At 56.8% G+C, this 20,440-nt stretch carries 22 protein-coding genes; 14 read left to right on the top strand and 8 right to left on the bottom strand.

The window, feature by feature from the left end; genetic code table 11:
* Window positions 1–69 precede the first annotated feature (69 nt).
* Both moaB and KO486_RS13205 read right to left on the bottom strand, forming a co-directional pair.
* Window positions 70–603 (bottom strand): molybdenum cofactor biosynthesis protein B, encoded by a 534-nt coding sequence (moaB, locus tag KO486_RS13200; protein WP_216037757.1) that lies wholly within the window; start codon window positions 601–603, stop codon window positions 70–72.
* On the bottom strand, window positions 600–1,373 hold the full coding sequence (locus KO486_RS13205; RefSeq protein ID WP_216037758.1) for a uracil-DNA glycosylase: 774 nt from the start codon (window positions 1,371–1,373) through the stop codon (window positions 600–602). The genes moaB and KO486_RS13205 overlap by 4 nt, the downstream gene beginning before the upstream one ends.
* Before the next feature lie 98 nt (window positions 1,374–1,471).
* On the opposite strand from KO486_RS13205, the gene KO486_RS13210 reads away from it, so the two are divergent.
* Genes KO486_RS13210 through plsY form a run of 6 tightly spaced genes read left to right on the top strand, consistent with a single transcriptional unit; the run spans window position 1,472 to window position 5,747 of the window.
* Window positions 1,472–2,434, top strand: coding sequence for an aspartate carbamoyltransferase catalytic subunit (locus KO486_RS13210; RefSeq protein ID WP_216037759.1), 963 nt, complete (start codon window positions 1,472–1,474; stop codon window positions 2,432–2,434).
* The gene (locus tag KO486_RS13215; protein ID WP_216037760.1) at window positions 2,431–2,847 is read left to right on the top strand and encodes a hypothetical protein; all 417 of its coding nucleotides are present in this window, start codon (window positions 2,431–2,433) and stop codon (window positions 2,845–2,847) included. Before KO486_RS13210 ends, KO486_RS13215 begins: the two co-directional genes overlap by 4 nt.
* Window positions 2,844–3,407 carry a hypothetical protein gene (locus KO486_RS13220; RefSeq protein ID WP_216037761.1) on the top strand — a complete coding sequence of 188 codons (564 nt, stop codon included), beginning with the start codon at window positions 2,844–2,846 and terminating at the stop codon, window positions 3,405–3,407. The genes KO486_RS13215 and KO486_RS13220 overlap by 4 nt, the downstream gene beginning before the upstream one ends.
* A complete protein-coding gene (locus tag KO486_RS13225; RefSeq protein WP_354667498.1) occupies window positions 3,404–3,838 on the top strand; it encodes a hypothetical protein in 435 nt (144 codons plus the stop codon). The genes KO486_RS13220 and KO486_RS13225 overlap by 4 nt, the downstream gene beginning before the upstream one ends.
* Window positions 3,839–3,877: 39 nt before the next feature.
* On the top strand, window positions 3,878–5,149 hold the full coding sequence (gene pyrC / locus KO486_RS13230; protein ID WP_216037762.1) for a dihydroorotase: 1,272 nt from the start codon (window positions 3,878–3,880) through the stop codon (window positions 5,147–5,149).
* Entirely contained in the window at window positions 5,142–5,747 is a 606-nt protein-coding gene (gene plsY, locus KO486_RS13235) for a glycerol-3-phosphate 1-O-acyltransferase PlsY (RefSeq protein ID WP_216037763.1), read from the top strand. The genes pyrC and plsY overlap by 8 nt, the downstream gene beginning before the upstream one ends.
* Before the next feature lie 21 nt (window positions 5,748–5,768).
* Here the strand turns inward: plsY and KO486_RS13240 are convergent, their stop codons facing one another.
* From KO486_RS13240 to KO486_RS13250, 3 genes are read right to left on the bottom strand one after another with little or no spacing between them, the layout of a single operon-like run.
* A complete protein-coding gene (locus KO486_RS13240) occupies window positions 5,769–7,139 on the bottom strand; it encodes a glutamate--cysteine ligase (RefSeq protein ID WP_216037764.1) in 1,371 nt (456 codons plus the stop codon).
* Between the two features lie 58 nt (window positions 7,140–7,197).
* On the bottom strand, window positions 7,198–7,707 hold the full coding sequence (locus tag KO486_RS13245) for a hypothetical protein (RefSeq protein ID WP_216037765.1): 510 nt from the start codon (window positions 7,705–7,707) through the stop codon (window positions 7,198–7,200).
* 43 nt (window positions 7,708–7,750) lie between these two features.
* Window positions 7,751–8,470 (bottom strand): 16S rRNA (uracil(1498)-N(3))-methyltransferase, encoded by a 720-nt coding sequence (locus KO486_RS13250; protein WP_216037766.1) that lies wholly within the window; start codon window positions 8,468–8,470, stop codon window positions 7,751–7,753.
* 11 nt (window positions 8,471–8,481) lie between these two features.
* Here KO486_RS13250 and ubiA point away from each other — a divergent pair, with 11 nt between their 5' ends.
* Genes ubiA through KO486_RS13265 form a run of 3 tightly spaced genes read left to right on the top strand, consistent with a single transcriptional unit; the run spans window position 8,482 to window position 11,713 of the window.
* Window positions 8,482–9,441 carry a 4-hydroxybenzoate octaprenyltransferase gene (ubiA, locus tag KO486_RS13255; RefSeq protein ID WP_216037767.1) on the top strand — a complete coding sequence of 320 codons (960 nt, stop codon included), beginning with the start codon at window positions 8,482–8,484 and terminating at the stop codon, window positions 9,439–9,441.
* Between the two features lie 59 nt (window positions 9,442–9,500).
* On the top strand, window positions 9,501–11,390 hold the full coding sequence (locus KO486_RS13260; RefSeq protein ID WP_216037768.1) for an OmpA family protein: 1,890 nt from the start codon (window positions 9,501–9,503) through the stop codon (window positions 11,388–11,390).
* Window positions 11,387–11,713 carry a hypothetical protein gene (locus KO486_RS13265; protein WP_216037769.1) on the top strand — a complete coding sequence of 109 codons (327 nt, stop codon included), beginning with the start codon at window positions 11,387–11,389 and terminating at the stop codon, window positions 11,711–11,713. The genes KO486_RS13260 and KO486_RS13265 overlap by 4 nt, the downstream gene beginning before the upstream one ends.
* Before the next feature lie 7 nt (window positions 11,714–11,720).
* Here KO486_RS13265 and KO486_RS13270 read toward each other — a convergent pair whose 3' ends face one another.
* Window positions 11,721–12,413 (bottom strand): hypothetical protein, encoded by a 693-nt coding sequence (locus KO486_RS13270; protein ID WP_216037770.1) that lies wholly within the window; start codon window positions 12,411–12,413, stop codon window positions 11,721–11,723.
* Window positions 12,410–12,994: a TlpA disulfide reductase family protein gene (locus tag KO486_RS13275; protein WP_216037771.1), complete on the bottom strand. Its 585-nt coding sequence runs from the start codon at window positions 12,992–12,994 to the stop codon at window positions 12,410–12,412. The genes KO486_RS13270 and KO486_RS13275 overlap by 4 nt, the downstream gene beginning before the upstream one ends.
* 30 nt (window positions 12,995–13,024) lie before the next feature.
* On the opposite strand from KO486_RS13275, the gene argH reads away from it, so the two are divergent.
* The 4 genes from argH to KO486_RS13295 all read left to right on the top strand — a co-directional run bounded on the left by argH (window position 13,025) and on the right by KO486_RS13295 (window position 18,631).
* Complete coding sequence (gene argH / locus KO486_RS13280; protein ID WP_216037772.1) at window positions 13,025–14,419, top strand: argininosuccinate lyase; 1,395 nt, start codon at window positions 13,025–13,027, stop codon at window positions 14,417–14,419.
* Window positions 14,416–14,592 (top strand): hypothetical protein, encoded by a 177-nt coding sequence (locus KO486_RS13285; protein ID WP_216038383.1) that lies wholly within the window; start codon window positions 14,416–14,418, stop codon window positions 14,590–14,592. The genes argH and KO486_RS13285 overlap by 4 nt, the downstream gene beginning before the upstream one ends.
* 67 nt (window positions 14,593–14,659) lie before the next feature.
* Window positions 14,660–15,925, top strand: coding sequence for a diaminopimelate decarboxylase (lysA, locus tag KO486_RS13290; protein ID WP_216037773.1), 1,266 nt, complete (start codon window positions 14,660–14,662; stop codon window positions 15,923–15,925).
* Between the two features lie 54 nt (window positions 15,926–15,979).
* Window positions 15,980–18,631 carry a DUF4175 domain-containing protein gene (locus KO486_RS13295; RefSeq protein ID WP_216037774.1) on the top strand — a complete coding sequence of 884 codons (2,652 nt, stop codon included), beginning with the start codon at window positions 15,980–15,982 and terminating at the stop codon, window positions 18,629–18,631.
* Here the strand turns inward: KO486_RS13295 and KO486_RS13300 are convergent, their stop codons facing one another.
* The gene (locus tag KO486_RS13300; protein ID WP_252734783.1) at window positions 18,632–19,612 is read right to left on the bottom strand and encodes a zinc-ribbon domain-containing protein; all 981 of its coding nucleotides are present in this window, start codon (window positions 19,610–19,612) and stop codon (window positions 18,632–18,634) included.
* A 155-nt stretch (window positions 19,613–19,767) separates the two neighbouring features.
* Between KO486_RS13300 and KO486_RS13305 the strand changes: the two genes are divergently transcribed.
* Window positions 19,768–20,439: an ATP-binding cassette domain-containing protein gene (locus KO486_RS13305; RefSeq protein ID WP_216038349.1), complete on the top strand. Its 672-nt coding sequence runs from the start codon at window positions 19,768–19,770 to the stop codon at window positions 20,437–20,439.
* Window position 20,440 lies beyond the last annotated feature (1 nt).

Raw genomic sequence — 20,440 nt, forward strand, 5'->3', positions numbered from 1 at the left:
TGGATGCACGAATTATGTCTTAATATTACGTTCGCACAAAAGGGTTTGGATCTAATACGCACGAGATCGTTACTTCCGTCGCTGATGTTCGTCCAAACGGGGTAAAATTTCTACGAAATTGCACGGCATGTGGCGATAATCGAGCTGTTTGACCAAGATTTCGTCCCAAGCATCTTTGCAGGCGCCCGTGCTTCCGGGCAGGGCGAACATGTAGGTGCCATTGGCGACGCCACCCGTCGCGCGGGATTGAATGGCACTAGTGCCGATTTTTTGCATCGAAACGATTGTGAAAACGGTGCCAAAGGCGTCGATTTCTTTCTCGTAGACATCGCGATGGGCCTCGACCGTCACGTCGCGCCCCGTAAGGCCCGTACCGCCGGTGGTCAGGATAACATCGATCTCAGGATTTGCACACCAGTTGCGTAATTGCTCGGCGATCTCGACCCGCTCGTCGCGCAGGATTTTGCGGTCCGCCAAGTGATGGCCAGCGTCCTGTAAGCGATCCACCAGCGTCTGGCCCGATTTGTCTTCGGCGATTGTGCGTGTGTCCGAGACCGTCAAGACGGCGATCCGAACAGGGATAAATTCACGAGGGTCTGTCATTCAAGTTCTTTCAGCCGCGCCTTGAGCGCCAAGAGGTCGGCCCAAGCGTCGCGTTTTGCGGGCGCGTGTGACAGCAGATAAGACGGTGCAAACATCGGTAAGGCGGGCCGGGATGCAGTTTCCACCCAGCGGCCACGCAGGCGGGTCATCCCGCTTTTCTTAAGCAACGCCTGACACGGGCCATTGCCCATGAGAACGACGATCTTCGGTGCTGCAAGCGCGATATGGCGTTCCAAGAATGGCAGCATCATAGCGATTTCGGCCGCGTTGGGCTCACGGTTTTGAGGGGGATTCCATGGCAGTACGGGCGTGCAGTAAACGGGGTTATCGCCGCTGCGCCCCATTCCAATCGCGGCAAGCATCTTATCAAACAGAATGCCGCTTTGCCCCGCGAACATAGCACCTGCGCGGTCTTCGTTGCGGTCTGGTGCATCCGTGATGAACATGACCGGCGCGCCAGCGACCCCGTCGGAAAAGACCATATTGCGGGCTGCGGCCTTGAGTGTGCAGTGTTCAAATGCGCCCAGAGCGCCGCGCAATCCGTCGAGGTCTTGTGCGGCATTCGCTGCCGACGTCGCCAAGGCTACTGTGTCGACTTCGACTTCTGCTGGTGGGGGCGCTGCGGGTTTCGCGGCGACCTTTGGGGCGGGCTTTTTGGTTTCCAACGTATAGCGATCTATCGGGGTGTCCCCGATAGCCTCATCTGCGCCCATCTCGACCTGCCAGTCGAGGAGTGCTTTCGATGTCCAATATTCCACAGCCGATTCCATGGGGTATTCTACCGTGTCAAATGAAGGAGTTCACGTGCTGATCTTGCCGCGCCTGCATTGGCCCCATATAAGCGCGTGAACCGTAGGGAAGGGCGCCCATGACATACCGTGCTGATCACTTGCTGGGGATTGAACATCTCCACCCAACGGAAATTACGACATTACTGGATTTGGCGGACAGTTACGCCGAAGATAACCGCAATGGTCGCGCCCACCGCGATGTGCTTGAGGGGTTAACCCAGATCAACATGTTCTTCGAAAACTCCACCCGAACACAGGCGAGTTTCGAAATTGCTGGCAAGCGCCTTGGGGCGGATGTGATGAACATGTCGATGCAAGCGAGCAGCATCAAAAAGGGTGAGACCCTGATTGATACGGCCCTGACCTTGAATGCGATGCATCCTGATTTGTTGGTGGTGCGGCATCCCAATTCTGGTGCGGTTGATTTGCTGGCGCAAAAAGTGAATTGCGCCGTGTTGAATGCGGGCGATGGGCGGCACGAACATCCAACGCAAGCGTTGCTGGATGCCTTGACGATCCGCCGCGCAAAGGGGCGGTTGCACCGTCTGTCGATTGCGATTTGCGGTGACGTTGCCCACAGCCGTGTGGCGCGCTCCAATATTATGCTGCTCGGCAAGATGGAAAACCGCGTTCGTCTGGTTGGCCCGCCGACTTTGCTGCCGTCTGGTGTGGAAGACCTCGGCGTTGAAGTGTTCCATGACATGCGGGAAGGGCTGGAAGACGTAGACGTTGTGATGATGCTGCGCCTGCAAAAAGAACGCATGGACGGTGGTTTCATCCCGTCCGAGCGTGAATATTTCCACCGCTACGGGTTGGATGCGGAGAAGCTGTCGTATGCAAAGGACGACGCGATCGTCATGCATCCCGGTCCAATGAACCGCGGCGTTGAAATTGATGGCCAGATTGCCGACGACATCAACCGATCTGTTATTCAGGAACAGGTTGAAATGGGCGTCGCTGTGCGTATGGCGGCCATGGACCTTTTGGCGCGCAATCTACGGGCCAAACGCGGTGCGAAGGCCGTCGGAGTCATGGTATGAGCAACCTGCCGCCGCTCGAAGACGGTGAGGTCGTGATGTTTGATCACGTGCCAAGCTTTCGGGCGTTCAAGCGGACGGCGTTGCTGATGATCGCGTTGACGGTTCCTGCTGTCGTTGTGTTTCTGATTGTGTTTCCAGACACTCTTTGGCCCGCTGTGCCGATGTTCGTGACCTGCGTGATCTTGATGCAAGAACGTGTCCGGCTCGGGCGATACCGTGCGTGGATCACGAATAAGCGGGTGATCTTTCAAGGGGAACGCTTCATCGCGCTGGACGACATTAAGGCTGTCGGCAAGCGTGGAAACGGTGTGCGCTTGGCTTGGGAGAACGGCGGCAAAGGGTCGAAATTGTTGTACCCAGAAGACGCGGACGCTTTGATCGCCGCGATAGAAACCGCAAAGGATGCGGCATGATTGATCCAGTGAAGGTCAGCCAATACGAAAAGGGGCTTTACCGGCTCTATTCTGTTGATCTGGCGGAGGATTATATCGCGGCTTTCGCTGACCCCAACCACAGCGGCGAAGCGGATGCTGCTTGGCCGCTGAAAGACGCGCTGGGCGCGACCCATCTGGACGAAGATTATATCGAAGTTTTCGATGTTGCCGACCTCGCCGATATGGGATTGGCCCAGTACATGATCACCGGAAACGGCGTGGCGGAATCGGATATTGAACCCTACCGTGAGTTGCTGGACGGGGTCTCAGGATATGTGGTGATGGTGGCAACGTCCGCGTTTGGCGGCGTCGAACAAGCGTTGGCTCCCGTCGCACCGCTGCGCTACATCGCAGCCTTCAAAGAAGACGGGATGGACGTGACGTTTGAACAATTGCCTAACCCTGACCCGCAAGCCGTGTTGGAAGATGCCCCTGCGCGCAAAAAGCCCTCGGATGCGGCCATGTCAGGGCGGATTGCGACAGTGGCACTTTTGGTGATGGCCGCTCTGGTTTGGGTCATGATTAAGGTGGCCGGATGATGACACCGTCTTTCACGCCCACAGTCCCTTTGAATGAGGGTGAGACCGTTCAGGTGTCATTTAGCTCGGACCGGATGACCTATTGGCGCGAAATGGCGTGGGTTTCGGTTGTCGCGATGGTTGTGGGGATGGCGGTTCTTTGGTTTATGGGGAACCCACATGTCTGGACAGGTGCCGTGGGTGGCCTCGCGGCGATTGCCGTGCGTGCGTTTTACCTTGCTTCGGATGAACTGAAGGTTCGTTGGGACCTCACCAATCAACGCCTGCTAGGGCCGAATATGCGGATCACATCATTGAACGAGATCACCGCCGTTCGCCCATTTCTAAGTGCCGTTCAGGTCGTGACCTCAACTGGTGACAAACACCTCATTAAATATCAAGCTGACCGCGAAAGCGTGGTCCGCGCAATTGAACGGGCGATCGCGGCATGAGCCTTGACCCATGCCGCTTACCCCCGTTGAAGGAGACACATGCGCATACTGTTTGAAAACGCCCGATTGATTGATCCTGAGGCTGGCACCGATACGCTTGGGGCGCTGATGGTGGTGGATGGCGTGATCGTCGAAAATGACGGGGCGCCTGATGAAGTGATCGACTGCGGCGGCAAATGCCTTGCGCCGGGGATCGTTGATATCGGGGTGAAGGTGTCTGAACCCGGAGAACGGCACAAAGAAAGTTTCGCATCAGCCGGGCGTGCGGCGGTTGCGGGCGGTGTCACAACAATGGTGACGCGGCCCGATACGAACCCCGCAATCGACACGCCTGAAACGCTGGAGTTTGTCGAACGGCGTGCCGCGATTGATGCGGCGGTCCATGTGTTGCCGATGGCGGCGCTGACCAAAGGGCGTGACGGGCGCGAGATGACCGAGATCGGGTTCTTGATGGATGCCGGCGCTGTTGCCTTTACCGATTGTGACCGTGTCGTCACGGATACCAAAGTGTTTAGCCGTGCGTTGGTTTACGCGAAATCCTGCGGGGCCTTGGTGATTGGCCATGTCCAAGAACCGGGCCTGTCCAAAGGCGGCGCTGTGACATCGGGCAAGTTTGCGACTTTGCGCGGGTTGTCGGGTGTTTCTCCGATGGCTGAACGCATGGGGCTGGATCGCGATGTGGCGCTGTTGGAGATGACGGGTGCGTCTTATCACGTGGATCAAATCACCACCGCGCGGGCCTTGCCTGCGCTGGAGCGCGCAAAACGTAACGGGCTGGATATCACGGCCGGGATCGGCATCCACCATCTGACCCTGAACGAGATGGACGTCGCTGATTATCGCACGTTCTTTAAGCTAAAGCCGCCTTTGCGCTCTGAGGAAGACCGTTTGGCCGTGGTCGAGGCTGTCGCGTCTGGCTTGATCGATATTATCAGCTCGATGCATACGCCGCAGGACGAAGAATCCAAACGCTTACCCTTTGAAGAGGCCGCAAGCGGGGCCGTTGCGCTTGAAACGCTTCTGCCCGCAGCTTTGCGATTGGTTCATGCGGGCCATTTGGACCTGCCCACGCTGTTCCGCGCTTTGGCGCTTAATCCAGCCAACCGATTGGGGCTGGAGTGTGGGCGCTTGTCGGCTGGCGCACCTGCGGATCTGGTGCTGTTTGATCCAGACGCGAGTGTGAAGCTCGACCGATTTGAGCTGCATTCGAAATCAAAGAATACGCCGTTTGATGGGACTATTTTGCAAGGCAAAGTCATTGCCACATACGTTGCGGGCGTGAACAAAACGAAAGAGCTGGCCGATGCTTGAATTCGCAAGCCCCACGAACACCCTGCTGCTTTGGGCGGCGATTGGGTATCTTGTGGGGTCGATCCCTTTTGGCATGGTCCTTGCACGGGTCATGGGCTTGGGAAATCTGCGGGATATCGGGTCGGGTAATATCGGGGCCACCAATGTTTTGCGGACAGGGTCCAAGAAGGCGGCGATCCTGACGCTTTTGCTGGATGGTGGTAAGGGCGCAGTTGTTGTGATCCTTGCGCGCAAGTTTGCGGCGATGGATGCGGTTCAGCTGGCGGCATTGACCGTCATGATCGGGCATTGTTTTCCGGTCTGGTTGGGCTTTCGTGGTGGCAAGGGCGTCGCGACGTTTTTGGGCCTGCTCTATGCTTTGGCGTGGCCCGTGGGCATTGCGGCTTGCCTGACGTGGTTGGCGACGGCGGCTGTGTTTCGCTACTCGTCTTTGGCAGCTTTGGTTGCCGCAGCTTCGACTTTGGTGTGGTCAATTGTCTTGGGCGTGCCGCACATATTCTTTTTGTGTTCCTTCTTGATGGCTCTAATTTTTTGGCGGCACGCGGGAAACATCCGCCGCCTTGCGGCAGGCGAAGAAAGCAAGATCGGTCAGAAGTAAGCGGGCGTTACGGCGCCGCGTTTAGTAGCTGTACGCGCCGTAGATTTTGCTGAGGTTGCCGTTCCAATCACCGTTGTAGTCATCCAGCAATTCGTCAGCGGGTGTTTTACCTGTTTCAATGCTGTCTTTGAGCGCATTCAAGAAATGCGTTTCATCGGGCACCAGCCCACCAGCGCCGGGCATGGCGCGGTTCTTTAGGCCAAGTTCAGCGATTTTCACACATTCACCAGCGATGTCGTGCATGGACTGACCGCCGACTTTGGCCTGAAGCCCGTCAACGGATGCCGCAACGCGCCATTCTTCGCGTGTTTCGGCGTCCCAGTTTTTGCAAAGATCCCAAGCAGCGTCCAAGGCCTCTTGATCGTAGGTCATACCAACCCAGAATGCAGGCAACGCACACAGACGGCGCCATGGCCCACCATCCGCACCGCGCATTTCGATGAACTTCTTGAGACGCGCTTCCGGGAAGGCCGTTGTTAGATGGTCGGCCCAATCAGACAGGGTCGGCGTTTCACCGGGCAGTGCGGGGAGCTTGCCCTTTAGGAAATCGCGGAACGACTGGCCCAAGGCGTCGATGTAATTTCCGTCGCGATAGACGAAATACATCGGCACATCGAGCATGTATTCGACATAGCGTTCAAACCCGAAATCATTGTCGAACACGAACGGCAACATGCCTGTGCGTGCGTCATCTAGATGCCGCCAAATCCGTGCGCGCCAGCTTTTGTGGTTGTTCACTTTGCCTTCAAAGAAGGGCGAATTGGCAAACAGGGCGGTCGCTACGGGTTGCAAAGCGATTGCAACGCGCATCTTCTGGATCATGTCGGCTTCAGACCCAAAGTCGAGGTTCACCTGAACTGTGCAGGTGCGTCGCATCATCATTTTGCCTGATGTGCCGACCTTATCCATATAGGCATCCATCAGCTTGTAACGGCCTTTGGGCATCAGGGGCATTTCATCGTGTGACCATTCAGGAGCCGCGCCAAGACCAATGAAGCCGACGCCGATCTCATCTGCGATAGATTTCACCTCTGCGAGGTGGCTGTTCACTTCATCACAGGTCTGGTGGATTGTTTCGACAGGGGCACCGGACAGTTCCAGTGCGCCGCCAGGTTCAAGAGAGACGTTTGCGCCGTCTTTCTCCAGGCCAATCAGAAAGCCGCCTTCGGTGACGGGGGCCCAGCCATAACGGTCGCGCAGGCCTGTAAGGACAGCCTCGATAGAGCGTTCGCCATGGAACGGAAGCGGTTTGTGGGTGTCTTTGCAGTACCCGAATTTTTCATGTTCGGTGCCGATGCGCCAATCCGCTTTCGGTTTGCAGCCGTCTGCGAGGTATTGTGCAAGCTGATCGTGGTGTTCGATCGGGCCGCCGCCGGACTGGGGAATAGACATGACGAAGCGCTCCGTTAATTGGCGTGGACTCTAGACGTGGCTGAGCGTGCAGCCAGTGTCAATGCAACTGTTTGTAGGGTTTGTGATCCGGTGCCATCCACACTGTCATTTGTGCAATTTGAGGGCGCTCAAGTAGGGACAACATGTATTCGGTTTTCATGTTCGGGAGGGCCGTGAAAAAATCAAACAATGCCTCGACCCCGCGTGCGTTGGTCGGAATGTCGGTATAGCTTCCGTCGCGATTGATCAGTCGCCACGCAGGCGCTGGCGTAAGATCCAGCTGCACCATCAGATCAAGTTCTGCCACGCCGCCATCGACGGGCCCCAGATAGGTGACACGTCTTTCGTCCAGCGTCACGACACCCGGGCCATCGCTGTCTGGGCGAAAACGCACCCTTTGGGCAGCCCCGAAAGCGAGGGCAATGCCAAAGACGGCCAGCGCCCAGCCTAGCCATTGAACGATGCCAAAGGACGCAAAGCCCCACCAAAGCCCTAAGCCGGACAGGCCAAGTGCGCCGATTACCTCGCGCCACCGCCAAAGTCCGTCGCGAATTTCGGGTCTGATCATGGAATCACCTGTTCAATGTCTTAGTGTGCTGTCTGCAAAATTATCATCCCCAATCGCCCAGGGCGTGTTGCCATAACGTCATGGCAGACACTGCCGCCGTGTCGGCGCGCAGAATTCGCGGGCCAAGACTGATCGAATAGGCGCAGTCCATCGTGCGAAGGCGGTCGCGTTCCTTCTCAGAGAACCCGCCTTCTGGACCGATGAAGATGGCCCACGGGCCGCCATCGTTCGGTAAGTCCAAGGCTTGGCCAACCAGTGTTTCGTCACAAAACAGGATGCGGCGGGCTGGGTCCCAGTTGTCCAAGACTTTGGCGAATTTTTGCACGTCATCGACGTGGGGGACAAAGGTTCCGCCACATTGCTCGGCGGCTTCTAAGGCGTGGGCTTGCAGTTTGTCTTGGCGCACACGGTTCGCGGCTTGGGTGAATTCGGTCTGCATCGGGCAAATACGAGCGGCCCCAAGTTCGGCGGCTTTCTCGACGATAAACGATGTCCGGTCTTTTTTGATCGGAGCAAAGACGAGCCATAGGTCAGGCGGCATCAATAAAGGTTTGGTCTGCAAAGCGCATTCCAGCACGCCGCCCTTTTTGGTGGCAGCAATAACTTGGGCCTGCCATTCGCCGTCTTTGCTATTAAACAGCAAAACATCGGCGCCTACGTCCAATCGCATTACCCCAAAAAGGTAGTGCGCTTGTTCCCGCGTCAGAGTGACCCTTTCGCGCGCTGCCAATGGGTGATCTACATGAAGTCTAATACGTGCCATTGGGTGAACATATGACCGAGACCAACCGGATGCCAGAGGCTGAGATCGCAGATGCTGTAAAAGGCAATTGGGTGGATACATATGCGCCTGCCCGCGCCCGTCCGTATTTACGTCTATCTCGTGCGGATCGCCCGATTGGAACGTGGCTGTTGTTGTTGCCGTGTTGGTGGGGATTATTGCTGGCGATGCTGCACACGGGGCAGGCCAGTTGGTTTGATCTTTGGATCGCGATTGGCTGTGCTCTTGGTTCATTCTTGATGCGTGGGGCGGGCTGCACGTGGAACGACATAACCGACCGCGATATTGATGGATCGGTGGAGCGCACCGCAAATCGCCCGATCCCGTCCGGGCAGGTAAGCGTTCGGCAGGCGTTGGTTTGGATGGCTCTACAGTCGTTCCTGTCGCTTTTGATCTTGCTGACCTTCAATGGAACCGCAATTTTGCTAGGGTTCCTCGCGATCCTGCCCGTCGCAATCTACCCCTTTGCCAAGCGATTTACGTGGTGGCCGCAGGCGTTCTTAGGGCTTGCGTTTAATTGGGGTGCGTTGCTGGCGTGGACGGCGCATACGGGATCGCTGGGTTGGCCGGCTGTTGTGCTTTATGTCGCAGGCATCGCGTGGACGCTGTTTTATGACACGATCTATGCCCATCAGGACGCCGAAGACGACGCGCTGATCGGGGTGAAGTCGACGGCGCGTCTGTTTGGGGACGCTACGCCCAGTTGGCTGCGGTATTTCTGGGCTGCAACGGTTGTTCTTTTGGGCTTGTCCGTGATCCTCGCGGCCATTGGTGGTTCGGTTCTTTCGCTGGTGGTTGCTTTGGGTGGCCCTTGGGCGATGGGCTGGCATTTGGCGTGGCAGCAGCGCACATTCGACGCCGATGACAACGACACACTCTTGCGTCTGTTTCGATCCAATCGCGATGCGGGGCTCATTCCTTTGCCATTTTTCGCCATAGCGCTGCTGCTGTGATTGAACACTGGGCCACAACCGCCTAAGCAGGACGGCAATTACTTATCAAGGACGCCGCAATGCGCCTCTCTACCCTTCTTGTCCGTCTCGGTGTGTTCCTCGTGGCCGCAATTCTCTGTGGCTTTGGTGCGCGCATTATTGTTTCGACCGTCGAGGCACGATCCGTCGAAGCGGTTGAAATGTCGTTCGAAGAGCACGGGCATGAATTTGCGACCGTGATTGGGGATGGCCTACAGGTTATCTTGGAAGGCGAAGCCCCATCAGAGGCCATGCGGTTCCGCGCGATTTCGACGGCTGGCGGGATGGTCGATGCCAGCCGCGTCATCGACAACATGACTGTCACTGTGACCGACGCATTGCAGGCGCCGGAATTTTCTATGGAGATTTTACGCAATGATAGTGGCATTTCCATTATTGGCCTGATCCCTACATCATCGGACCGTGACGAACTTACGGAAACGCTGGCGGACTTGTCTGGGGAAGATGGCAGCTTTGCGGATTTCCTCGAGACCGCTGACCATGAGATACCTTCGGGATGGGACGCTTCGGTCGATTTTGCGCTTCGGGCCCTGCGCCAACTGCCCCGGTCGAAGATTTCCGTGCGCGCCGGAAGCGTTGCCGTCGAAGCCATTTCAGACTCGCCCGAACAAAAAGCTCAACTGGAAACCAGTTTGCGGCGGACGTCTCCTGAGGGCTTGTTGATCACGCTCGATATCTCAGCACCACGTCCTGTGGTTTCTCCCTTCGTGACGCGTTTCATTATCGACGGTGATGGCGCGCGTTTTGATAGTTGCGTCGCGGATACCGTTGAATCGGAACGCCGCATTGTTTCGGCAGCTCAAGCGGCTGGTGCCGAAGGGCGTTTGGGGTGCACAGTTGCGCTTGGATCACCGACAGTGCGCTGGGCGGATGCGGTTACAATGTCGATTGCGGCTTTAAAAGAACTGGGCGGCGGTACGGTTACGTTCTCAGATGCGGATGTGACATTCGTTGCAAACCCCGGCGCGGTTGAAGGCAACTTTGACCGTATTGCAGGCGAATTGGAAAATTCTTTGCCTGAAGTCTTTGCGCTTGAGGCGATCTTGCCCGCAGCTCCGAGCGAGAATAGTGATGGGCCGCCACAGTTCATCGCAACCCTGAGCCCTGAAGGTTTGGTGCAACTGCGGGGGCGTGTTTCTGATGATTTGCTGAACTCCACTGCGGAAAACTTTGCCCGCGCCAAGTTCGGATCGTCCGAGATTTCAATGGCAACCCGTGTCGTGGACGGGCTTCCGAACGGTTGGGCCATTCGCGTGTTGGCGGGTGTTGAGGCATTGTCAAAGCTGTCAAATGGGTCGGTAACGGTAGAACCTGAATCAGTCGTCGTGCGTGGTAATTCTGGATCGGAAGACGCTGGCGCTGAGATCACACGTCTGTTGATCGATAAGCTTGGCAGCTCGGAAGAATTTGAAGTCGATGTGACCTATGTTGAGGCCCTCGACCCGATTGCATCCTTGCCGACCGAAGAAGAGTGCCTTGCGGGGATTGAGGCCGTAACTCAAGCTCGTAAAATCACGTTTGAACCAAGCTCCGCGACGATCGCTGGTGCTGGTGCGGCGATCTTGGATGACATTGCCGAAGTGCTGCAACGCTGCGCGGATCTGCGGGTGGAAATTGCGGGCTACACCGATAGTCAGGGATCTGAGGATGGCAATCAACGCCTGAGCCAACAACGTGCCGATGCCGTTCTGGACGGGTTGCGCGTGCGCCGTGTTCCTGTGTCGCGTTTCCGTGCAGTCGGCTATGGTGAGGCTGATCCGATTGCCGACAACGAAACTGCCGAAGGCCGCGAAGCGAACCGTAGAATTGAGTTTTCGTTGATTATACCCGAAAGCACCGAAGAGCCGACGGCACTTGAACAGATCGAAGCAGAGGCCGAGGAGGCCTCCGAAGAGGACGCTACAGAATGAACAGAACTGAATTCATTGTCGCAACTGCGATTATCCTATTTGTAGCGTTTTCGTTGGGTTGGTTTGCCAGCTGGCTGATCAATCGGTTCACACGGGTGTCAAAAGCCGAAGTGGGGGAACTGGACCGTATGGCGCAAGCCCTGCACGAAGCCGAAGAAACCCGCGATCAGGCGATTACATATCTGCAACAGCGCGAAGCCGAGATTACGAACCAGCTTAGCCAGACAGAAGCCGAATTGCGGGCAGCCATGGACGGATTACGCGATGCACGTCAAGAAGCCGAGGAAATGCGCGCCCACATCGAACGCCAAAGCGCCGGTTGATTCGAAGCTATTGGAACGACGACGACAGTGGCGACATAAAATCGTAAATGTGCTGAACAATTTCTGACATTGATGCGGCGCCTGCATCTGGGTCGTTGACGTAATGAACGTCGGTCTCCCAACGGGCGCTCACGAAAATTCGATCATCCATTGCTAAAACGGGCAACCGGCAGGATTGATCATGGCAATACACGATTAACGGGGCATCGGTGTCATAGGGGGACACCAACTGGCAGGCGACATGCGGTGTCAGGGCTGTTGCGACGCAGACGAATGTGTCACCGCGGGTCACTGTCGCGTCCGGTTCTTCAAGTCGACGACGATATGAAGTGGCCGACTGGGTAGCGGCTGCAGTCGTGCCTTCGACTGTTCGAACCTTTAGTTCAGTGATGCCCGCGCCGATGGCAGCAGGGTCATAGGCGATGGTCGACACAACTGGCATAGGATTGCCACGTCCGTCCGTCAGTGTCGGCCAAACGGACAAACACTCTGTTTGGTCCTCTAACAGAAGGCGATCTTCAGCAAAATTTTCAGCGCGCAGCAGTGGTCCACCCCGATACAGAACGCCGTCGTTGCCCTGTAGGCCGAAATCAACGAAGCGATAAAAGTCGGGGCAATCTTCTGCGGCAACGGCGCTCGCTGCGAAGGTAAAGACTGTGGCCAACACCATGTGGGTCAGGGGGGCGAAGCGGGTTTTCATGATGGTTCGACCAGAGTCTGCAGTATCGCTTTGGCGTTATCGCTCGCCCAATCCGCATCACCAATCAGACGCGCAATTTCATGACCTTCGGGGTTCAGGATTAAGGTCACTGGTAGGCCAACCACACCAAAGTCACGCGCCAAGGCGCTGTTTGCATCGGTATGAAGCGGCAGATTTTCGACACCGATTTCAGCAAAGAACCGTTCCATAGCCGGGCGTTGGTTCAGTCCCGTGGCGACGGTGACGACTTCTAGTTCGTCGCCAAATTCATCCTGAAGCTCAGACAAGTGCGGCATTTCCTTGCGACACGGCGCGCACCAAGTCGCCCAGAAATTCAACAAGACGTATTGGCCTTCAAAGGCGGCCAAGGTCAAATCCGTTCCGTCTTCGTGCGTGAAAACCACTTCAGACCCGCGATCTACGCCAAATTGGAGCTTGAGCATGTCGCCTGAGCGCATCGCCTCAACCTGTGAGAAATCTTGCGCGGGCAGGGAGGGGGTTTCACCCGTGCGCAAGCCGAAGTATAGCCCAATAGAAATGCCTATTACGGCAGAGACGGCGAGAATGGCGGCTTTGTTCATTGGCTTAAGACCCAGTTGGAGACATACCTGATGTCGGATAAATCATCTTCGAATGCAATGTGGGGCGGTCGCTTTGCCGCAGGTCCGGATGCGATCATGGAAGCGATCAACGCGTCTATTGGATTTGATCGTCGAATGGCGAAACAAGACATTGATGGCTCCCGTGCCCATGCGGCCATGTTGGCTGCCCAAGGTATCATTACGGATAGCGATGCGGATGCGATCCGTGAAGGGCTCCTCACGGTGTTGTCAGAGATTGAAAGCGATACGTTTCCATGGCGCGTTGAGCTTGAAGACATTCATATGAACGTAGAAGCCCGCCTCAAAGAGATTGTGGGGGAGCCTGCCGGGCGTTTGCACACAGGTCGGTCGCGCAATGACCAAGTGGCTGTCGATTTCCGTCTTTGGGTGCGTGATCAGTGCGATGCCGCAGATGGGGCGCTGAAGGCGTTGATGGAATCGCTGATTGGTCAGGCCGAAGAAGGCGCTGATTGGGTCATGCCAGGGTTTACACATCTTCAAGTCGCGCAGCCCGTCACTTGGGGCCATCATATGATGGCCTACGTTGAAATGTTTGCGCGTGATCGTGCGCGGTTTGCCGATGCACGTGCGCGGATGAACGAAAGCCCGCTGGGGGCTGCGGCCCTTGCCGGAACGTCCTTTCCGCTGGACCGCCAGATGACGGCAGAGGCGCTTGGATTTGATCGTCCGATGGCGAACTCTTTGGATGCGGTTGCGGCTCGTGACTTTGCGTTGGAATTCCTGAGTGCGGCGTCGATCTGTGCGATGCACCTGTCCCGCCTCGCCGAAGAACTGGTGATCTGGTCCTCGGCGCAGTTCCGGTTTGTGGCAATGTCGGATCGCTGGTCCACTGGGTCGTCCATCATGCCGCAAAAGCGTAATCCTGATGCGGCAGAATTGTTGCGTGCCAAGATTGGCCGGATTTTTGGGGCGAACGTCGCTTTGATGACGATCATGAAGGGTCTTCCGCTGACCTATTCCAAAGACATGCAGGAAGACAAAGAGCAGACTTTTGATGCGGCTGACAGCCTGATGCTGGGCCTAGCGGCGATGACAGGTATGGTGGCTGATATGAAGGCGCGCCCTGATGATTTGCGTGTTGCGGCTGCAATGGGCTTTTCTACGGCGACGGACCTTGCCGACTGGTTGGTGCGTGAACTTGGCCTACCGTTTCGCGATGCACACCATGTCACGGGCACATTGGTCGCCAAAGCTGAAGAAAAGGGCTGCGATCTGCCAGAATTGACGCTTGCTGAGATGCAGGCTGTTCATGGCGGCATTTCAGAGGCTATCTTTGATGTGCTGGGCGTGGACAATTCCGTGCGCAGCCGTACGTCTTATGGAGGCACGGCCCCTAATAACGTGCGTGCACAGATTGCCCGCTGGAAGGAAGCACTTTCATGATGCGTCCCGTTTTTGTCATTCTAACTGCGGTCACGTTGGCCGCTTGCGGAGCCGACGGTGAGCCTGTGCGTCCTACGGCGAATGCTGGCGTGTCGATTGGCCCCAATGGCATTACTCCAAACGCAAGCATTGGTGCGACAAACGGCACATTTAATGTTGGGCTTAGCCTTTAGACCCGATCAGGGTTGGGCGCGCCGCGTAATCTGCTAGGTCAGACATAACACGATTCTGGAGGGCCTTATGGACCACTTTTTGTATCAAGACGGGCAGTTGATGGCCGAAGACGTTTCCATTGCCGAGATTGCGGCACAGGTTGGTACGCCATTTTACGTCTACTCTGCGGCGACGTTGTTGCGGCACTTCAAACTTTTTGATGATGCATTGGCTCACTCTGAGCATCTTGTATGCTTTGCCGTGAAATCCCTGTCCAATGTGGCTGTCCTGAAACTGCTGGGCGACGCGGGTGCTGGGATGGATGTTGTGTCCATCGGTGAATATCTGCGTGCCAAGGCGGCAGGCGTATCGGGCGATAAGATCGTGTTTTCTGGCATCGGTAAAACGCGCGAAGAAATGCGCATCGCGTTGGAAGGCGGCATTCGCCAGTTCAACGTCGAAAGCGAGCCTGAAATGCAGGTGCTTTCTGATGTTGCGGTGTCTTTGGGTGTCCAAGCGCCGATCACGGTTCGGGTGAACCCAGACGTCGATGCAAAAACCCATGCGAAAATCTCGACGGGCAAGAAAGAGGATAAATTCGGCATCCCAATCAGTCGAGCACGCGAAGTTTACGCCATGGCCGCTGATTTACCGGGCCTCAAGGTCGTTGGTATCGACGTGCATATCGGCAGCCAATTGACCGAGCTTGAGCCCTTCCGCCAAGCCTACCGCAAGGTTGCGGAGCTGACAGAACAACTGCGCAGCGATGGTCACGAAATTTCGCGGCTTGATCTAGGTGGCGGCCTTGGCATCCCCTATGCGCGTGACAACAATGCCCCGCCTTTGCCCATAGAATACGGCGCGATGATCCAAGAAGAGGTTGGCCATCTTGGGTGTGAGATCGAGATCGAGCCGGGCCGTTTGATCTCTGGTAACTCGGGGATTTTGGTCACTGAGGTAATCTACGTGAAATCTGGCGAAGAACGCGAATTCCTGATCGTAGATGCCGCGATGAATGATCTGGTGCGCCCTGCGATGTATGATGCGCACCATGATATCGTGCCTGTTATCGAAGCCACACCAGGGCAAGAGCAGACGCCATATGATGTTGTTGGCCCGATTTGCGAAAGCGGTGATACCTTTGCCAAGGGCCGGATGATGCCGAAAACAGAGGCAGGTGAGCTTGTCGCGTTCCGATCTGCGGGGGCTTATGCCGCTGTAATGGCCAGCGAATACAACTCCCGCCCCATGATTCCTGAGGTTTTGGTCCAAGGGGATCAATTTGCGGTTATCCGCCGACGTCCGACCTTTGAAGACATGATAAACCGCGATAGCATACCTGAGTGGTTGTAACTGATTTGGTGCAGCCTGAGTAACAGGAGAGGTCAGCTGACCACGCACACGCCAATGGGCGGTCCCGCCCCACGGCACCTGAAGGTGCCAGTTGCGCTTACGCGTCTCGGTTTGATTGCCGAACGGGTCACGCAAGCGTTTTGGCCATTCTGGACAGTTCTGTTTATCGCATTGGCGCCCCTTATCATGGGGTGGCAAGATTTCATGCCGCTCGAAGTGGTCTGGGGTTACGGTGTTGTGGCGCTCGTGGCATTGCTGTGGACCTTTTATCGCGGTGTTCGCCGACTGAACTGGCCGTCTGAGGCCGAGGCTGTTGCGCGCATTGATGCACGCCTTCCGGGCCGCCCCATCGCAGCGCTGAATGACATTCAGGTTGTTGGTGCAGGTGATGCCGCATCAGAGGCCGTTTGGGCCGCGCATTTGCGGCGGATGGAACAGCGCACCCATGACGCCAAAGCGGTCGAGCCTGACCTGCGCGTGTCAGACAAAGACCCCTATAGCATCCGTTATATCGCCCTGTTGTTTCTGGTGGTCGCGCTGTTGTTCGGATCGATCTGGCGTGTTGGCTCTGTCGCCGAGGCAGGCGTTGGCGGTGAAGTACTTGCCACTGGCCCTGTCTGGGAAGGTTGGATCGAACCCCCAGCTTACACAGGCAAACCGACGCTCTATCTGGCGGATCTTGTCGCCAACCGCGTGCAGGTGCCGCAGGGCTCGTTTATTACCATTCGTCTTTATGGCGATGTCGGCGACCTAACCGTTTCTGAAACCGTGTCTGGGCGAACCGAAGACCTCGGCGCGGCGACGGACCAACAGCAGGGGTTTGAGGTTGTCCAAGCCGGGGAGTTGTCAATCGACGGAGAGGGCGGCACATCTTGGCAGATCCTGTTGCTAGAAGACGAAGCACCTACCGTTGAACTGACTGGCCCGATTGAAGCAGACGCCCAAGGTGAAATGTCTCAGCCCTTCTCGGCGTTTGATGATTATGGGGTGCAGTACGGCACTGCGACGATTGCATTGGATTTGACCGCGCTTGAACGCCGCCACGGTCTGGTCATCGACCCAGATGCACGTGATGCTGTCGTGATCGATTTGCCGATGCCGTTTTCTGGGGATCGCGCCGATTTCGAAGAGTTCCTGATTGACGATTTTAGTGAACACCCTTGGGCAAACCTTCCTGTGACTATGACGTTGCAGGTCGAAGACGCGCTTGGTCAGACAGGCAGTACGGATCCAGAACCGATGATCCTTCCGGGGCGGCGGTTCTTCCAACCCATGGCGCGTGCCGTGATCGAACAGCGCCGCGATTTGTTGTGGTCCAAAGGAAACGCGCCGCGTGTTGCGCAAATCTTGCGGGCCGTGTCGAACAGACCGGATGAAATTTTCCCTGATGAAACCACATATCTGCGTCTGCGCCATATCATTCGCCAACTGGAAAACATGGAAGACGTTGGACTGACGGATGAGGTGCAGGACGAGGTGTCGCTCGCCTTGTGGGAGCTGGCTGTGCAGCTTGAAGAAGGGTCTTTGGCGGATGCACGGGCACGTCTGGAACGGGCACAAGAACGCCTTGAAGAAGCTATGCGCAACGGCGCTTCGGACGAAGAAATCGCTGAGCTTATGCAAGAGCTGCGTGAGGCGACGAACGACTACATGCAGATGTTGGCCGATCAGATGGAACCGTCTGACAACAATGGCACCGATCAGCCCGATCAACAGCAAAGCGGAGAGACAATCACGCAAGACGAGATTCAGGCGCTGATGGATCGTATCCAAGAGCTGATGGAAGAAGGCCGTATGGCTGAAGCCCAAGAGCTTATGGAACAGCTCAATCAGTTGATGGAAAACCTGCAGATGGCTGAAGGTGGAGAGGGCGGCGAAGGCGGCCCGCAAACTCCGGGTCAGCAAAGCATGGAAGACCTCGCCGAGACATTGCGCGACCAGCAGGACCTAACGGATGAAGCGTTCCGCGATTTGCAGGAACAATTCAATCAGGACCAACAGCAGGGCCAACAAGGCCAGCAAGGACAACAACAAGGCGACCAGCAAGGTCAGGAACCCGGCCAGCAGGGTCAAGACGGTCAAAATGGCCAAGACGGCGAACGGTCCGGCCAGCAACAGGGCCAGGGCCAAGGGCAGGGCGATAACACTCAAGGCGGGCTGACGGACGAGAATGGGGCTGCGGGGAATTCTGACGGAAGCCCCCAAAGCCTTGCAGATCGCCAGCAGGCGCTGCGGGACGGATTAGGCCAACTGCGTGATCGACTTCCGGGACTCAGTGGCGATGCGGCAGAAAACGCAGAACGTTCACTTGATCGTGCCGAAGGGGCGATGGACGGCGCGGAAGATGCATTGCGTGACGGCGACTTGGCCGAGGCGATTGACCGTCAGGCCGAGGCCATGGACGCACTGCGGGATGGCATGCGCAATTTAGGCGAGGCTCTCGCTGAAAATCAGGTAGACGATCTCGAAGAGGGCCAAGGGACGCAGGCGGGCAATGCCGAAGGCCGCCCCGAGCCAGAACGTCGCGATCCTTTAGGTCGTGAGATGGGCGAAACTGGCCAGTTCGGCACTGAAGAAAGCATGCTGCAAGATGACATCAACCGTCGCGCCGAAGAACTGCTGCGTGAACTACGTGAACGCTCCGCAGATCAGGAACGCCCACAGCTAGAACTAGATTACCTGCGCAGGCTGCTGGATCGGTTCTAGTTAGCCATCGGTTGTCGCGACAGGCTCAACCGCTTCGGCAGGGGCGTCAGCCGCTCCCTCGACCAGACCTTGAACTTTGCCGTCAAGCCACAGACGCAGCCCGTCGACCCATTCGACATAGGACGTTAATGCCGGTTCCGCCTGCGGAAGCGCCGCGATGATCTGTGGCGCGAAAATGTAAACTGCCAGCGCCAACAGGGCGAGCACGATCACAAAGATGAAGCCCCGTCTAAATCCGCTTCTTTGCTGAAGCTCTTCTTCGGTGACGTCTGCGGTTGCAACCTGACCTACGCCGTCGTGGCGGAGGGTGGAGTTGATTTCTTCAATGTCTGGCAGCAATTCGCGGCGCGGCGCATCGGCATCTTGGGCCATCGTCGCGCCAATAGCTGCGGCAGTTGAGGCCATGTCGGTTTCCCCGCGTAGGCGTGCTAAACGGTCACGGGCTTCGCGACTGCGGCGATCTTCGTCAGGGTCTTGAGACAGGTCAAGGTCGGGCTGTGTTTCGATTGGATCGGCCTCGGCCTGTCGTGCGGCCTGTTCGTAGTCGGCTTCTTCCCGAAGAATATCCGCAACACCTGGATCGATCTCGCGCTGGCGCAATTCGGGTTCCGGAGCCTGTTCGGGTTCCGGCTCAGGCTCAGTTTCAGGTTCTTGTTCCGATTCTGGCTCAGGTTCTTGTATCGGCTCAGGTTCTTGTACAGGTTCGGGCTCTGGCTCAGGTTCGGGCTCGGGTGCAGGTTCTGTAATAACGTCCGGCTCTGGCTCTTGAACAACTTCTTGCGCGGCTTCTGGTTCAAGGTCCTGAGCGGGTTCTGGCGGCGTAGGTTCGGCCGCAAGTTCAGCCTTCTCAGACGCACCCGGTGTTTCAAACCAAGCGTGTCCACAGTTGGAGCATTGCACGTCGCGCCCAGCTTCTGGGATGACGTCGTCACCAACCTCATATTGCGCACCGCAATTTGGGCAAATCAGCCGCATCTTCATGTTCCCCTGCCTCAAACGGGCATTCTGCCCGCCAATTTAATGAATCTTACCGTTCTGTGCGTAGAAGCGCAAAGGTTTTACGGGGAAGCGCCCGTGCGGCTGATTGCATGTGGCGCTGGTTTCAGCCAAAAACAGGGCAACAAACGGGGGCAGCCGTGATTGAGCTGGACAATGTAGCCTATTCTTATGGCGGTGCGGAACTTTTCGCGGGCCTTGATCTGACCTTGGCACCAGGGTCGTTTCACTTTTTGACGGGGCCGTCAGGGGCGGGCAAGACCACCCTGATGAAGCTGTGTTACGGCGAATTGATCGCAACTGGCGGACAAGTGCGCCTGTTTGGTCAGGATGCGCGCGGGTTAGATCGCGATGCAGTTGCACAAATTCGCCGCCGGATTGGCGTTGTGCATCAAGACTGTCAGTTCTTGGATCACCTGCCAGTTGCTGAAAACATTGCATTGCCGCTGACTGTCGCGGGACATGGATCGACCTCGGATGATCTTCGGGACCTTTTGGGCTGGGTCGGGTTGGCGAAACAAGCAGCGCAGTTGCCGCCAGAACTGTCAGGCGGCGAACGCCAACGCGCGGCCCTTGCGCGGGCGGTTATCATGTCGCCCGAGGTAATTTTGGCCGATGAACCAACAGGCAATGTCGATTGGGAAATGTCGCAGCGGCTTTTAGGGTTGCTGGTTGAGCTGAACAAGATGGGCAAGACTGTGTTGATCGCGACCCATGATCTTAGCCTTATTCGGGCCGCCAAGGCACAGGTGTCTGCGCGGGTCTTACGGCTGGCAGACCGGCGTTTGCAATTGGCGGGGGCAAGCCTGTGAT

The organism is Octadecabacter sp. B2R22 (genome assembly GCF_018861045.1).
Taxonomy (GTDB): domain Bacteria; phylum Pseudomonadota; class Alphaproteobacteria; order Rhodobacterales; family Rhodobacteraceae; genus Octadecabacter.